Annotated in this window: 13 protein-coding genes and 1 pseudogene; 8 read left to right on the top strand and 6 right to left on the bottom strand. The window is 67.3% G+C overall.

The window, feature by feature from the left end; translation table 11 throughout:
* Positions 1–96: 96 nt before the first annotated feature.
* The 7 genes and pseudogenes from GR702_RS22655 to GR702_RS06565 all read left to right on the top strand — a co-directional run.
* Positions 97–258, top strand: a pseudogene (locus GR702_RS22655) (E3 binding domain-containing protein); the annotation flags it as partial.
* A 12-nt stretch (positions 259–270) separates the two neighbouring features.
* Positions 271–1203: a 2-oxo acid dehydrogenase subunit E2 gene (locus GR702_RS06590; RefSeq protein ID WP_337192540.1), complete on the top strand. Its 933-nt coding sequence runs from the start codon at positions 271–273 to the stop codon at positions 1201–1203.
* 14 nt (positions 1204–1217) lie between these two features.
* Complete coding sequence (locus GR702_RS06585) at positions 1218–1778, top strand: VOC family protein (RefSeq protein ID WP_160985191.1); 561 nt, start codon at positions 1218–1220, stop codon at positions 1776–1778.
* The gene (locus GR702_RS06580) at positions 1778–3010 is read left to right on the top strand and encodes an acyl-CoA dehydrogenase family protein (RefSeq protein WP_160985156.1); all 1233 of its coding nucleotides are present in this window, start codon (positions 1778–1780) and stop codon (positions 3008–3010) included. The genes GR702_RS06585 and GR702_RS06580 overlap by 1 nt, the downstream gene beginning before the upstream one ends.
* On the top strand, positions 3007–4080 hold the full coding sequence (locus GR702_RS06575; protein ID WP_160985155.1) for a phosphotransferase: 1074 nt from the start codon (positions 3007–3009) through the stop codon (positions 4078–4080). Before GR702_RS06580 ends, GR702_RS06575 begins: the two co-directional genes overlap by 4 nt.
* Before the next feature lie 95 nt (positions 4081–4175).
* Positions 4176–4520, top strand: coding sequence for a DNA-directed RNA polymerase subunit omega (gene rpoZ, locus GR702_RS06570; protein ID WP_160985154.1), 345 nt, complete (start codon positions 4176–4178; stop codon positions 4518–4520).
* A 164-nt stretch (positions 4521–4684) separates the two neighbouring features.
* Entirely contained in the window at positions 4685–5410 is a 726-nt protein-coding gene (locus tag GR702_RS06565; protein WP_337192542.1) for a ParA family protein, read from the top strand.
* Positions 5411–5742: 332 nt separating this feature from the next.
* Here GR702_RS06565 and ftsH read toward each other — a convergent pair whose 3' ends face one another.
* Both ftsH and GR702_RS06555 read right to left on the bottom strand, forming a co-directional pair.
* Positions 5743–7674 carry an ATP-dependent zinc metalloprotease FtsH gene (gene ftsH, locus GR702_RS06560; RefSeq protein ID WP_160985153.1) on the bottom strand — a complete coding sequence of 644 codons (1932 nt, stop codon included), beginning with the start codon at positions 7672–7674 and terminating at the stop codon, positions 5743–5745.
* Positions 7675–7806: 132 nt separating this feature from the next.
* Positions 7807–8868, bottom strand: a complete 1062-nt coding sequence (locus GR702_RS06555; protein ID WP_237449583.1) for a sensor histidine kinase — start codon at positions 8866–8868, stop codon at positions 7807–7809.
* Between the two features lie 255 nt (positions 8869–9123).
* On the opposite strand from GR702_RS06555, the gene GR702_RS06550 reads away from it, so the two are divergent.
* On the top strand, positions 9124–9615 hold the full coding sequence (locus tag GR702_RS06550) for a GNAT family N-acetyltransferase (RefSeq protein ID WP_160985152.1): 492 nt from the start codon (positions 9124–9126) through the stop codon (positions 9613–9615).
* A 22-nt stretch (positions 9616–9637) separates the two neighbouring features.
* Here GR702_RS06550 and GR702_RS06545 read toward each other — a convergent pair whose 3' ends face one another.
* Genes GR702_RS06545 through GR702_RS06530 form a run of 4 tightly spaced genes read right to left on the bottom strand, consistent with a single transcriptional unit; the run spans position 9638 to position 13673 of the window.
* Positions 9638–10642 carry a type II secretion system F family protein gene (locus GR702_RS06545; protein ID WP_160985151.1) on the bottom strand — a complete coding sequence of 335 codons (1005 nt, stop codon included), beginning with the start codon at positions 10640–10642 and terminating at the stop codon, positions 9638–9640.
* 18 nt (positions 10643–10660) lie between these two features.
* Entirely contained in the window at positions 10661–11632 is a 972-nt protein-coding gene (locus GR702_RS06540; protein WP_160985150.1) for a type II secretion system F family protein, read from the bottom strand.
* Between the two features lie 37 nt (positions 11633–11669).
* Entirely contained in the window at positions 11670–12956 is a 1287-nt protein-coding gene (locus GR702_RS06535; RefSeq protein ID WP_160985149.1) for a P-loop NTPase family protein, read from the bottom strand.
* A 3-nt stretch (positions 12957–12959) separates the two neighbouring features.
* Positions 12960–13673, bottom strand: a complete 714-nt coding sequence (locus GR702_RS06530; RefSeq protein WP_237449582.1) for a CpaD family pilus assembly protein — start codon at positions 13671–13673, stop codon at positions 12960–12962.

Genomic DNA, 13673 nt, shown 5'->3' with positions numbered 1-13673 from the left:
GTATATCTGACCACGACACGATCAGATCCGCCTGCACATCACCATCACGTCGCATCGCCATCGTCGCTGACCGCCTTCTTTCCGTATCCAGGCTGAATCAGATCACACCGACTTCGTCAACGCGCTGTTAGCCCCGAGAAGCCTCGCACCCGGATCGAGACGAACCGGCCGATCAGCCCCGAGGCCCTGCGCCTGGCGGAAGAGGAAGGCATCGACGTTGCCGTCATCGAGGGATCGGGACGGGGCGGGCGCATCACCCATCAGGATGTGGTGAAGGCACTGCGCGGCCCGTCCACCGCCGCTCCCCGAGGGGTGCTGCCGGTCGGGATAGAGGATCTGAAGATCTTCGCCTCCCCGCTCGCCCGGCGTCTTGCGGCGCTGCATGGCCTGTCGCTGCAGGGGCTGGAGGGCACGGGACCACGCGGCCGCATCTCCAAGGCGGACGTGCTGGCGCTGGTGCCCAAGCCCGCCGCCACCGCTGCGGCAAGTCCCGAAACCCCCGCCTTCGTCGCCGGCGAGAACCGGCCCGAGATCGTGCCCTTCGACCGGATCCGCAAGGTCGTCGCCCAGCGGCTGACGCAGGCCAAGCAGGAGATCCCGCACTTCTACCTGCGCATGTCGGCCAGTGCCGAGGCGCTGCTGGAGATGCGCAAGACGGCCAACGTGGTGCTGGGCTGCAAGGCCTCGGTCAACGACTGGATCGTCAAGGCCAGCGCGGTGGCGCTCGCCCGGCACCCCGATGTCAACGTGCAGGTCCACGGGTCGGAGATCCACCGTTTCCCCCATGCCGACGTATCGATCGCGGTGGCCGGGCCCAAGGGGCTCGTCACGCCGGTAGTGCGACAGGCGAACCTCATGCGCATCGACCAGATCGCGGCCGAAACCCGCCGCCTCATCGACAAGGCGCAGGGCAAGGGCCTGTCGATGGACGATATGGAAGGCGGCACCTTCTCCGTCTCCAACCTCGGCATGTTCGGGATCGAGAACTTCGATGCCATCATCAACCCGCCGCAGGGCGCGATCCTTGCCGTCGGCGCGGCGCTGCGCCAGCCGGTGGAGACCGCGGGCGCAGGCATCTCCTTCGAGACGCGCATCTCCTTCACCCTCTCGGTCGACCACCGCGCGATCGACGGGGCGGCCGGAGCGCAGTTCCTGCAGACGCTGAAAGGCCTGATCGAGGCGCCGGAAGGCCTCTTCTCCTGAAAGGAAGCATGACAATGACCGGAGAGGATACCCTGAGCACCCTGAAGCCCGGCCCGCTGAAGCGTCTGGGCGAGGTCATCCAGCTCGCCTACTTCCCGACGGATTTCGACGCCACGATGAAGTACTGGATCGAGACCGTGGGCGTGGGCCCGTTCTTCGTCCTGAACGACGTCCGGCTCGACGACATGAAGTACAAGGGCGCGGCCACCGACGCCACTTTCACCATGGCCATCGGCTACTGGGGCGACATCCAGATCGAGCTTATCAAAACCGACAGCGATGCGCCTTCGCTCTATTCGGGCGAGTATGCGGTGCGCGACCGGCTGCACCATGTCTGTGTCTTCGTCGAATCGATCGCCGAGGCCCGCGCCGCCTGCGCGGAAGCGGGCGCCGAGGTCATCGTCGAGGGCAAGGTCGGCGCCGACGGCGAGGTGATCTACGTCGATCCCGGCCAGGGCCCGGGTCATGTCATCGAGTACCTCCAGCCGCTCTCGGGCAGCGAGGGCCTGTTCCAGATGATGAAGGATGCCGCCCGCGACTGGGACGGTACCGATCCGATCAGGGTGCTGCAGTAATGACCGAGATTTCCCAGCACGCACAGTACATGGCCGACAAGGTCGAGGCCTTCGTGCGCGAAAGCATCGTCCCTTACGAGAAGGACCCGCGCCGCGACCATCACGGCGCGCCGACCGACGAGCTGGTGATGGAAATGCGCGCGCTCGCCCGCGAGGCCGGGGTGCTCACGCCGCACATCCGGCAGGACGGATCGCACCTCACCCAGCGCGAGACGGCCGTGGTGCTCATCAGGTCGGGCCTCTCGCCGCTGGGCCCGCTCGCCTGCAACACCATGGCGCCGGACGAGGGCAACATGTACCTCATCGGCCACGTCGGCTCGCCCGAGCTGAAGGACCGCTTTCTGAAGCCGCTGGTGGAGGGCAGGGGCCGCTCCGCGTTCTTCATGACCGAGCCTGCCGACTGGGGCGGTGCCGGCTCTGACCCTTCGATGATGAAGACCACCTGCCGCAAGGACGGCGACCACTGGATTATCAACGGGCGTAAGACCTTCATCACCGGGGCGCAGGGCGCGATGGTGGGCATCGTCATGGCCGCGTCCGAGGAAGAGGACACCAGGGGCGGCGCCTGCATGTTCCTCGTCGACCTGCCCGACCCGGCGATCCGCATCGACGAGGTGCCCAACACCATAGACACCTCCATGCCCGGCGGCCACGCCACGCTGACGATCGACAACCTGCGGGTGCCGGCCGAACAGATGCTGGGCGCGCCGGGCGAGGGCTTCAAGTACGCGCAGGTGCGCCTGAGCCCTGCGCGCCTCTCGCACTGCATGCGCTGGCTGGGGGCCTGCATCCGCGCGCAGGAGATCGCGTCCGATTACGCCTGCCGCCGCATGGCCTTCGGCAAGCAGCTCATCGAGCACGAGGGCGTGGGCTTCATGCTGGCGGAGAACCAGATCCTCATCAAGCAGTGCGAGCTGATGATCGACTGGTGCGCGGGCGTTCTCGATTCCGGCTCGCTCGGCACGGTCGAAAGCTCGATGGCCAAGGTCTCGGTCTCGGAAGCGCTGATGAAGATCGCCGACAACTGCGTGCAGGTGCTGGGCGGCATCGGCGTGACCGAGCGCACCATCGTCGAGCAGGTGTTCCGCGAAATCCGCGCCTTCCGCATCTATGATGGCCCGACCGAGGTCCACAAGTGGAGCCTTGCCAAGAAGATCCGCCGCGACTGGCGCAAGGCCCAGGAAGCTCTGGCGACAGCGACATCCCAGCAGACGCAAACCGAACCGGCATGAGCGAGGTCGCGCCCGATCTGTCCGACGCCAACTCCGGCACTTCCGCCGTGCGCGAAGGCTATGGCTTCGACGAGGCCGCGCTGGTTCGCTGGATGGACGCCAATGTCGAGGGCTTCGCCGGGCCGCTCACGATCGAGCAGTTCAAGGGCGGGCAATCGAACCCGACCTACAAGCTGGTGACGCCTGCGCGCAGCTATGTCCTGCGCCGCAAGCCGCCCGGCCAGCTGCTCAGGGGCGCGCATGCGGTGGAGCGCGAGGCGAAAGTTCTCTTAGCACTCCACGGCGCGGGCTTTCCGGTGGCGCAGGTCCATGGCCTGTGCACGGATGACGCGGTGATCGGCACCTGGTTCTACGTCATGGAGATGGTGGAGGGCCGCATCTTCTGGGACGCCACCGTGCCCGGCGTCTCCAACGATGAACGCGCCGCCATCTTCGATGCGATGAACGCCGCGATCGCGCAGCTCCACGCCTTCGATCCCGAGGCGATCGGCCTTGGAGACTACGGCAGGCCGGGTAATTACTTTGCGCGGCAGGTCGGCCGATGGTCGAAGCAGTATCTCGAGGACGAAGCGGCGGGCCGCAACGCCGACATGGACGCGGTGATCGCCTGGCTCGAGGACAACATGCCCGCCGACGACGGTTCCTCCAGCGTCATCCACGGCGACTTTCGCATCGACAACATGATCTTCCATCCCACCGAGCCGCGCGTGCTTGCCGTGCTCGACTGGGAGCTGTCCACGCTTGGCCATCCGCTGGCGGACTTCGCCTATCACGCGATGATGTACCACATGCCCCCGCACATCGTGGCGGGGCTGGGGGAAGCGGACATCGCCGCGCTCGGCATCCCGAACGAGGCGGACTATGTCGCCGCCTACTGCCGGCGCACCGGGCGCGAGGGGCTGCCGGACTACCGGTACTACATGGCCTTCAACTTCTTTCGCCTGGCTGCGATCTTCCACGGCATCAAGGGCCGGGTCATCCGGGGCACCGCCGCCAATGCCCAGGCGCGCGAACGGGCACAGGCGTTTCCGGAACTGGCGAGGCTGGCGCTCGGGTTCACGCAAGCGTAGGAGGAACGGCTTCCGGCGCTTTCCTTGACTTCTCCGGTCCTGCGGACTATGTGCCGCCCTTTCCAGACCTTTCAGATTCTTTCCCGGGAGTGCCCATGGCGCGCGTAACTGTCGAAGACTGCGTCGACAAGATCCCCAACCGCTTCGATCTCGTCCTGCTTGCCGCCCAGCGCGCGCGCGAGATTTCGGGCGGTGCGGAACTCACTCTCGAGCGCGACCGTGACAAGAACCCGGTCGTTGCCCTGCGCGAAATCGCCGAGCAGACCGTGGTTCCTGCGAACCTCAAGGAAACGCTGGTTTCCTCGATGCAGCGCGTCCTGCCCGACGATGACGACGAGATGGACGAAGTCGGCTCGCTGAGCCAGTCGGCCGAGGCTCTGCGCATCACCGCCTCGGCGCCCACGCGCAACACCTCGATCGGCGGCGACTACGACGGCTGATCGTTTTCGTTGACTGTCGCGGCGCGGCGGGCAACGATCACGAGGTGCCTGCCAAGTCGAAACTGCCTCGCATCATCGGTTTCCCGGGGGGAGCGTCCAGAAAGGGCGGTCCCCTTTCGGACGTTGAGCCCCAGCCGCCAAAAGCGCCTCATGGCGGGGCGACGATCGCGATCTACAGCGTAAAAGGCGGGGTCGGGAAGACGACCTTCGCGGCCAATCTCGCCTGGTGCTCGGCCGTGGCAGGCGAACGGCCGACGCTGCTGTGGGATCTCGACGCCGCCGGAGGCTCGGCCTTCCTCTATGGCCTGGAGCCGCAGGATACGCAGCTGGCCGAGGAAGTCTTCGCGCGCGAGCGGCCAGCCACCCGGCTCATCCAGAAGACCGCCTTCGCCGGGCTCGACGTGCTGCCAGCGGACGAATCGATCCGCAGCCTCGATGCGCAGCTTGCCAGGATCGGCAAGCGCAAGCGGCTTGCCCGCCTGACCGAGGAACTCTCGGCGGATTATTCGCGCATCATCCTCGATTGCCCGCCGGTCATGAACGAGCTTTCCGCCCAGATCGTGCGCGCGGCCGACCTCGTGATCGTGCCGCTGCCGCCGTCGCCGCTTTCGGCCCGGGCCTTCGACCTCGTGGTGCGCGAAATCGCAGGCAACACCAAGCGCCACCCGCCGATCCTGCCGGTGCTCTCCATGCTCGACATGCGCCGCGCGCTGCACAAGCAGGCGCAGGAGACGAACCCCAACTGGCCGTCGATCCCTTATGCCAGCGCGGTCGAGCAAGGGGCCGTCCACCGCCAGCCGGTAGGCGCGTTCGCGCCGCAAAGCGCGGCCGCGCTCGCCTTCCAGCGGCTCTGGACCGCGATCGAGAAGAAGCTGCAGGAGCGGCGCTGAAGCGTCGATCTGGCGTGTCGCCGGCCCGTCGCCAGTTTCGACTACGCTGAACCTAGCCGGGCCGAGGCGCGGCAGGGTGCTCCCGAGGCGGCGAAATTTGTGGAGCGCCCGGCCGGGCGGGAGGGCGCACACGCACGAAAGCGCCTGCCTTGGCGGGACGTCACTGCTCGGTCCGCGTTGCCATGCCGGCCGACATGCGGCGCGTGTTCAACGAACGCGGTGCGCGTTCTTCCATGACCTGCTGCCCGCCCAAGCAAAAAGGGGACACCGGTTGTGCCGGCGCCCCCTTCCTGCATTCTCCCGGAGGAGACCTTGTGGCTTAAGCGTTTGCCTCAGGCGCCCTGGGGGGCGGCCCCGCCGGTGAAACGCTTGCCCGACTTGGGAATGGCCGACCCCGAGATCGGACGCGGGGTCGAGGGGCCGCGCGGGCTGGTGGGCCGGTCGAGCGTGCCGCCTTCGAGCAGGGTCTTGATCTCGTCGCCCGAAAGCGTCTCGAACTCGAGCATGGCCTGGGCCAGCGTTTCCAGCGCCTCGGCCTGGTCCTGCAGGATCTGCGTGGCGCGGGCGTGAGCATTGTCCACCAGCAGGCGGATTTCGCTGTCGATCAGGCGGTTCGTCTCGTCGGAGCCCATAGTGCGGTGCGAGCCGCCCATGCCGAGATAGCCTTCCTGCGCCTCTTCGTACTGGAGCGGGCCGAGCTTGTCGGACATGCCCCACTTGGTCACCATCGAGCGCGCCAGGCTGGTGGCGTACTGGATGTCGGAGGAAGCGCCCGAAGACACCTTGTCATGGCCGAAGATCAGTTCCTCCGCCACGCGGCCGCCCATCGCCACCGACAGGTTCGCGAGCATCTTGTCGCGGTGGTAGGAATAGCTGTCGCGCTCGGGCAGGCGCATCACCATGCCCAGCGCACGGCCGCGCGGGATGATGGTGGCCTTGTGGATCGGGTCCGATGCGGGCTCGTTCACGCTGACGATCGCGTGACCGGCCTCGTGGTAGGCGGTCATCTTCTTCTCGTCCTCGGTCATGACCATGGAGCGACGTTCCGCGCCCATCATGACCTTGTCCTTGGCGTCCTCGAACTCCTGCATGGCGACGAGGCGCTTGTTGCGGCGCGCGGCGAGCAGGGCGGCCTCGTTCACGAGGTTGGCAAGGTCCGCGCCCGAGAAGCCCGGCGTGCCGCGTGCGATCACGCGCGGGTTCACGTCGGGAGCGAGCGGCACCTTCTTCATGTGAACGGCGAGGATCTTCTCGCGACCTTCGATGTCGGGCACCGGCACAACGACCTGGCGGTCGAAGCGGCCGGGACGCAGCAGCGCGGGGTCGAGCACGTCGGGGCGGTTGGTCGCCGCGATGATGATGATGCCCTCGTTCGCCTCGAAGCCGTCCATCTCGACCAGCAGCTGGTTCAGCGTCTGCTCGCGCTCGTCGTTCGAGTTGCCGAGGCCATGGCCACGATGGCGGCCGACCGCGTCGATCTCGTCGATGAAGACGATGCACGGCGCGTTCTTCTTCGCCTGTTCGAACATGTCGCGCACGCGGCTCGCGCCAACGCCCACGAACATCTCGACGAAGTCCGAGCCCGAGATGGTGAAGAAGGGGACGCCGGCCTCACCCGCAATGGCGCGGGCGAGCAGGGTCTTGCCGGTGCCGGGCGAGCCGACGAGCAGCGCGCCCTTGGGAATCTGGCCGCCCAGCTTGGAGAAGCGGGTGGGATCGCGCAGGAACTCGACGATTTCCTGCAGTTCCTCGCGCGCCTCGTCGATGCCGGCGACATCGTCGAACGTGACGCGGCCGGAACGCTCGGTCAGCATCTTGGCCTTGGACTTGCCGAAGCCCATCGCGCCCGAACCGCCGCCCTTCTGGACCTGGCGCAGCGCAAAGAAGGCGATGCCGACGATCAGCAGGAACGGCAGGGTCTGGGCAAGGATGTAGAACAGCAGGCTGCCCTGCTCGGCTTCGCGGCCCGAGTACTTGACGTCGTTGTCCTGCAGCAGCTGCGCGAGCGAGATGTCGTTCGGCACGGGAACGGTGCTGAAGTTCTCACCGTTCTTGAGCTTGCCGTCGATGCGGTCCTCGGCGATCTCCACCGATGCCACGCTGCCTTCGGCAACCTTGCTGCGGAAGTCGGAATAAGGGATGGCCGGCCCGGTGGTGGCGCGCGTGCTGAACATCGACACCACCATCAGAAGGGCGAGGAAGATGCCGCCCCATACAAGCAGGCTCTTGACCCAGGGATTGCCGTTGGGCTGGTCGTCGTTCATTTGCGGGAAACCGTCCTTTCAGTCGGCCAATGTAGGCGCACGCGGCTGAATCTCAAGTTACCGAAAGCGCAGGTGCCGTCGATTTGGGCCGGGTTCGTCGCAGCCCCGCCGCGAGCCGCCGGGAATGAGCGATCAGTCCTCATCCGGCGCGGGGTCGGCAAGGCGGGAAAGGGGCAGGACAAGGGTCATGCAGGCGCCCGATTCGCGCCCGCTGCGCAGCTCCATCCGCGCGCCGAGCTGGCGGCACAGCACACGCGAGATGCGAAGGCCTATCGAGTCGGCAAGCTCAGGGTCGAAGCCCTGCGGCAGGCCGCTGCCATCGTCCTCGACGCTGAGTTGGATGGTGCCGTCGAGCCGGACGACGCGCAGGTGGATCGCGCCCGCCTCGCGGTCGGCAAACCCGTGCTCGAGCGCGTTGGCGATCGCCTCGCTGACGATCAGCGCCACCGGCACGGCGCTGTCTGGCTTGAGCACGATGTCGCGCTCCGCCTCGAGAGTGCAGGTGATCCCGGGCCTTGCGCTCGAGGCCATGATCTTGCTGGACACCTCGCCCAGAAAGACGTCGAGCGGGACGAGCTGGCCGTCCTGCCGGTAGAGCTGGCGCTGGATGTTGCCGATCACCTGCAGCCGGGCCGCCGCATCGCCCAGCGCTCGCTTGGCGGTGGGTTCGACGAGGCCGCGCATCTGGAGCGACAGCACCGCGCCCACCATCTGCAGGTTGTTGCCCACCCTGTGCTGCATCTCCTGGAACAGCAGTTCCGCCCGCTCGACCAGATGGCCGCGCTCTTCCGCCAGCTGGCGCACTTCCTCGCGCGCGGCGCGCAGGCGCTGGTTGGCCGCCTGCATGAGGTGGACCAGCAGGATGTCGACCACGACGACGCCCGTGTAGAAGAGCATCGCGGTGACCGTCCCGTGGTTTAGCGCGAAGACGCCGCGCGGCGGGATGAAGACGTACCAGGCGAACAAGCCGCAGAGCACCGCCGCCAGCGCGCCTGGACGCGGGCCGAAGAGGAACGAGCTGAGGATCACCGCGGGGAAGAACGAGACGAACGGGTAGCCGGGCGGAAAGGCGCCGTCGAGCACCCAGCGCACCCACAGTGCTACGAAGCACAGCACCAGCGTCACCGCATACTGCACCTGCGGCCGTTCGGGCAGTAGCGGCAGGCGCTCGGTGAAACGGCTCAAGCTGTTCAAGTCACATCCTATCCGACGGGCCGCCCCCGGCAGGCCCGGTGGGTGCCTGTCGTATCGCATGGAGGGGACGCACGAAAGGCGCGCGGGTTCCGGAAGTGGGGGATATAGCCGTGCGGGGCACTGGCGTGCGATCGTCGCCGCCGGGCGTGCAAAGCGCGGGAAGCGCGGCTATCCAGTCGTCCCGAGAGGCGCCATCGGAGCAGCACCGCGATGAACACAGACGCAGCACCCGTAACCCCCACGCGATGGAGAGGCATGACGGGCGCCGATATCGATGGCGTGGTGGCGGTGGCGCGCTCCGCCTTTCCCGAGCACTTCGAGGCGCGCGCGTGCTTCGAGGAGCGGCTCGCGCTGTTTCCGGAAGGTTGCTTCGTACTGGACAGGGACGGGCAGGTGGCGGGCTATCTCATCGCCTATCCCTGGCCACGCGGGGCGATCCCGCCGCTGAACAGCGCGCTGGGTGCACTGCCGCCCTCGATTGAGGACGTCTACCTCCACGACCTTGCGTTCGCGCCGGAAGCAAGGGGGCAGGGACATGCACGGCCTATCGTGCAGCGGCTCGTGGAGGAGATGCGCGGACGGGGCGCCCGGCGCATCGCGCTCGTCTCGGTGAACGGGACGCGAGGGTTCTGGCAGGCCATGGGCTTCGCGCCGGTGGCGGGTGACGAGGCGCTCTCGCGCAAGCTCGAAAGCTATGGCGAGGGCGCCTGCTACATGGTGCGCGAACTCCAGGGCGTCGAACTCTAGAGCGTCGAACTCTGGGGCGGCGTCAGCCGGGCCCGCCGCCCGAGAACGCGTCCGAGATCGAGCAGGCCGCCGGACCAAGGATGACCACGAAGAGCGTGGGCAAGATGAACAGGATCAGCGGCACGGTCATGATCGCGGGCAGGCGCGCGGCCTTTTCCTCGGCCCGCATCATGCGCTCGTTGCGGAATTCGGCCGAGAGCACGCGCAGCGCCGAGGCGAGGGGCGTGCCGTATCGCTCGGTCTGGATCATGGTGGTGACCACGCCCTTCACCGCATCGAGGTTGACGCGGTATGCAAGGTTCTCGAACGCCTGGCGCCGTTCGGTGAGGAACGACAGCTCGATCGAGGTCATCGAGAACTCGTCGCCCAGTTCGGGGTAGGCGCGGCCCAGCTCGCGCGAGACGCGCTCGAACGCGGCGTCGACGGTGAGGCCGGCCTCGGCGCAGATCACCAGCAGGTCGAGCGCGTCGGGAAGCCCCTTGCGGATCGCGTCGGTGCGCTTGCTCACCATGTTCTGGATGAAGATGTCCGGGCCCTTGTAGCCCAGCAGCACCATCGCCGCGAAAGCGAGGAACTTCTTGAAGCTGCCCCACTCCGGGAAGTAATCGATGCCGTAGATCACCAGCGCGCCCAGCGCGCCCAGCACGATCGGGGCGACGAGCCGCGCGAAGACCACGGCGACGGCCCATTCCTTGTTGCGGATGCCGGCCTGTGCGAGCTTCTGCTCGATCACCTTGATCTGGCTGTCCTGCAGCATCTTCGCGCTGCCCAGGAACGCGCCCATGCGGTCGGTCGTGTCGTTGCGGCGCACCACGCTCTGGCGCTTGCGGGCCGTGGTGACGAGGCCCGACTTCAGCGCCTCGCGCCGCTGGTTGAGCGCCTTGACCCGCTTCTGCATGGGATCGCGGATGGTGATGGCCGAATAGATCGCAAGGAGCATCGCGGCGGCCGCCACGATCGACAGCAGCGTGCCGACGAGCGTGACGTCGAAACCGAGGATGGTGGGGCCGGCGGGTTGGTCGAGCATGTTCGTCGCAGTCCCTGATCAGATCTCGAAGCTGACCATCTTGGCCATGATGAAGGCGCCGATGCCCATCCAGATGCCGCCGCCGATCCCGGCCACCATCAGCCGCTCGTCCAGGAAGAACTCGCCGATGTAGGTGGGGTTGAGCCAGTAGATCATCCCGAAGACGATGAACGGCAGCGAGCCGACGATATAGGCCGAGGCTTTCGATTCCGAGCTCATCGCGCGGATCTTGAGCTTCATCTGCGCGCGCTTGCGCAGCACTTCGGACAGGTTCGCCAGCGTTTCGGCAAGGTTGCCGCCGGTCTCGCGCTGGATGGCGAGAGTGATGCAGAAGAAGTTGAACTCGGGAATGCCGAGGCGGTCGGCGGTGTCCTGCAGCGCCTCCTCCATCGACTTGCCGACCTTCATGCGGTCGGTCACCAGCTTGAATTCCTCGCCCACCGGGCCGGGGATCTCCTGCGAGACCACGGTCAGCGTCTCGGAGACGGGAAGGCCCGAGCGCAGGCCGCGCACCAGAAGGTCGATGGCGTCGGCGAACTTCACGTTGAAGGCGTTGGTGCGCTTCTTGATGAAGTGGCTGAGCGCCATGTGCGGGAGTCCCGCCCCGACGAAGGCGCCGAAGGCAAGGCCCAGGAACAGCGCGCCGCTCTTGAGGAAGACGATGAGCCCCACGAAGACGCCCAGGCCCAGCGAGCCGTAGACGTACTGCGAGATCGTCCATTTCTTGCCCGAGCGGTTGAGGCGCAGCGCCAGCGCTTCCGCCCGCGATGCAGAGCCCGCGATCTTGTGGGTGCGCGGCTTGCGGGCGGCTACGGCGCGGCGCATCTGCGCCTCCAGCCGTTCGCTGCTGTTGGACGAGTGGCGCACTCTCACGCTCTTGAGGCGACGGGTCGACTCGCGCGTGGGGGAAGGGCCGGACAGCGCCGCCCAGAGCAGCAGGAACGCGCCGCCCAGACCGCATCCGACCATGATCAGCTGGAGGAAATTCATCGTCGTCTCGCCGTGCCTTCCGGAGTGCGCCCGCGCCTTACTGCGCGCTCGCCTGCGCCTTCTTCCTTGCTCCCGGCATCATCGACTTGAAGTCGATCTTGCCAAGGAGCGAAGGCTTGGCCGATGCCGTGCGCCCGGCTTCCTCGCGCGCGTCGCCGGTGTCGACGATCGCCTGCGCCAGCTCGCGCATGACCGCGCCCGGGCGGTTCGAGGGATTGGCCTCGGCAAAGGTCTGGCCCAGCTTCGCGGCGCGCGACGCGGCCTTGAGGTCGTAGGGGACGACGAAGTCCAGCTTCGATTCGATGGAGGCCTCGAAGTCCGCGCGGCTGATCTCGGAAAGCGCGGGCTGGACCTTGTTGGCGACGACGAGCACCTGCGTCTGCGTGGCGTTGGCCTTCAGCCAGGAGAGCATGCGGATCGTATCGCGCGCGGAGGCCAGCGTCATCTCGGTGACGAGCACCACGACGTTCACGTTGGCCAGCAGCTGCGGGAAGTTGACCAGCATGTTGCGCGGCAGGTCGATCACCGTCGTGGCGAAGGCGGCGCGGAATTCCTCCTCGAGCTGTACGAAGGCCGAGCCGTCGGTCATCAGCGGCGTGTTCATCGGCGCTTCGGCGGAAAGGATCGCGAGGTTGTCGTTCGCGCGGATCATGGCGCGCTCGATGAACAGGCCGTCGATGCGGCTCGGGTTCTCGATCGCGTCGGTCAGGCCGCGGCCGGGTTCCAGGTCGAGGCACAGCGCGCCCGTCCCGAAATGGATGTCGAGGTCGAGCAGCGCGGTCGGCAGCTTGTGGTCGGTGCTCAGCAGCCAGGCCAGCGAGGTCGCTAGGGTGGAGGCGCCGACGCCGCCGCGCGTGCCGATCACCGCCGTCGAGATATGCGCCGCCGCCGCGCCCGAATCATGGACGCGCGGGGCCGAGAACACCGCCTGCGCGTGCGCCAGCGCATCGCGCACCTGCCCGGAGGAAAGGGGCTTGAGCAGGTAGTCGTGAATGCCGCTGTTGATGAGGTCGCGATAGAGGCGCACGTCGTTCACCTGGCCCACCGCGATCACGACGGTGCCGGGCTCGCAGACTTCGGCCAGCGCATTGATGTCGCTGAGCGGATCGCCGCTTTCCGACAGGTCGACCATCAGGATATTGGGGCTAGCGGTGACGGACAGCGACTGCACGGCGCTGCGAAGGCCGCCCTTCTGGCACTTTTCGCTCGGCCAGCCGAGTTCGGCGGCGATGCTGCGCACCACGCCGGTCGATGTCTCGTCGCACAGGAACGCGGCGAAGATGTCGCGCGCGCCGGGTCCGCCCGATTTCCAGAGTGCGGTCATGGATCAGTTTCCTCCCGTGGTACCGCTGGCCGCGACCGTGGTGCCTTGGCCGGTGGTGGGCGCGGTGCGATAGGCGTTGATCGCCTTCGCCGCGGTGGCCGCGGTGGTCATGCCGGTGTCCTGCTCGCCCCGGATCAGGTCCTCGGGGTTGGCGACCATCGCGGCGATGTTGGTATTGATGGCGCAGCCGTAGTTGGTGGACAGCCCGTTGCCCGGATTGGCGTCGCTCTTCGCGGACCAGTCGGGACAGCTTGGCACCGAGGCGCGGGTGCGGGTGACGATGACGCGCGCGGTGCCGGCGGTGATGTAGCCCACCGTCTGCGGCGCAGCCTCGCCAAGGGTCAAGCCATGGCGCGAGACGAGGGCCTCGACCGTGCTGCGCGTGGCGGGATCGTTCGCGGGATCGTCGATGGCGATGCGGTCGCCGTACTTCAGGCCCATCGCATCGAACCAACCGGCCAGGCGCGCCTGCTCGCCATAGGCGAGGCCGGCAGGACCGGTGGTCACGTCGAGGGCATAGTCCGTGCGTTCGACCACGGGCTGGTGGACCGAATACATCGAGCGGTTCGACGATACGCCCCCGGCACACCCTGCAAGCGCCAGGCCGAGCGCGAGGACGATGCCGGTCGAAAGGACAGGGCCGACCGAGAGGACGGGGCCACCTGCCGCGGTGCGGCCGGGGCGGGCGAACGGAGCGCTGCGCTTCATGTGGGTCAT

The sequence above is a fragment of the Novosphingobium silvae genome, from assembly GCF_009856825.1.
In the GTDB taxonomy this organism is placed as follows: domain Bacteria; phylum Pseudomonadota; class Alphaproteobacteria; order Sphingomonadales; family Sphingomonadaceae; genus Novosphingobium; species Novosphingobium silvae.
Note: the sequence above shows the minus strand (reverse complement) of the source record. Positions and strands in the feature narration are given on the sequence as shown.

What these genes read in the sequence shown, in the direction of transcription:
- GR702_RS06540 (WP_160985150.1), bottom strand. Translation starts at nt 11,632, where the DNA reads ATGAATTTCCTCCAGCTGATCATGGTCGGATGCGGTCTGGGCGGCGCG.
- ftsH (WP_160985153.1), bottom strand. Translation starts at nt 7,674, where the DNA reads ATGAACGACGACCAGCCCAACGGCAATCCCTGGGTCAAGAGCCTGCTT.
- GR702_RS06530 (WP_237449582.1), bottom strand. Translation starts at nt 13,673, where the DNA reads ATGACCCACATGAAGCGCAGCGCTCCGTTCGCCCGCCCCGGCCGCACC.
- GR702_RS06575 (WP_160985155.1), top strand. Translation starts at nt 3,007, where the DNA reads ATGAGCGAGGTCGCGCCCGATCTGTCCGACGCCAACTCCGGCACTTCC.
- GR702_RS06580 (WP_160985156.1), top strand. Translation starts at nt 1,778, where the DNA reads ATGACCGAGATTTCCCAGCACGCACAGTACATGGCCGACAAGGTCGAG.
- GR702_RS06585 (WP_160985191.1), top strand. Translation starts at nt 1,218, where the DNA reads ATGACCGGAGAGGATACCCTGAGCACCCTGAAGCCCGGCCCGCTGAAG.
- GR702_RS06545 (WP_160985151.1), bottom strand. Translation starts at nt 10,642, where the DNA reads ATGCTCGACCAACCCGCCGGCCCCACCATCCTCGGTTTCGACGTCACG.
- rpoZ (WP_160985154.1), top strand. Translation starts at nt 4,176, where the DNA reads ATGGCGCGCGTAACTGTCGAAGACTGCGTCGACAAGATCCCCAACCGC.
- GR702_RS06535 (WP_160985149.1), bottom strand. Translation starts at nt 12,956, where the DNA reads ATGACCGCACTCTGGAAATCGGGCGGACCCGGCGCGCGCGACATCTTC.
- GR702_RS06550 (WP_160985152.1), top strand. Translation starts at nt 9,124, where the DNA reads ATGACGGGCGCCGATATCGATGGCGTGGTGGCGGTGGCGCGCTCCGCC.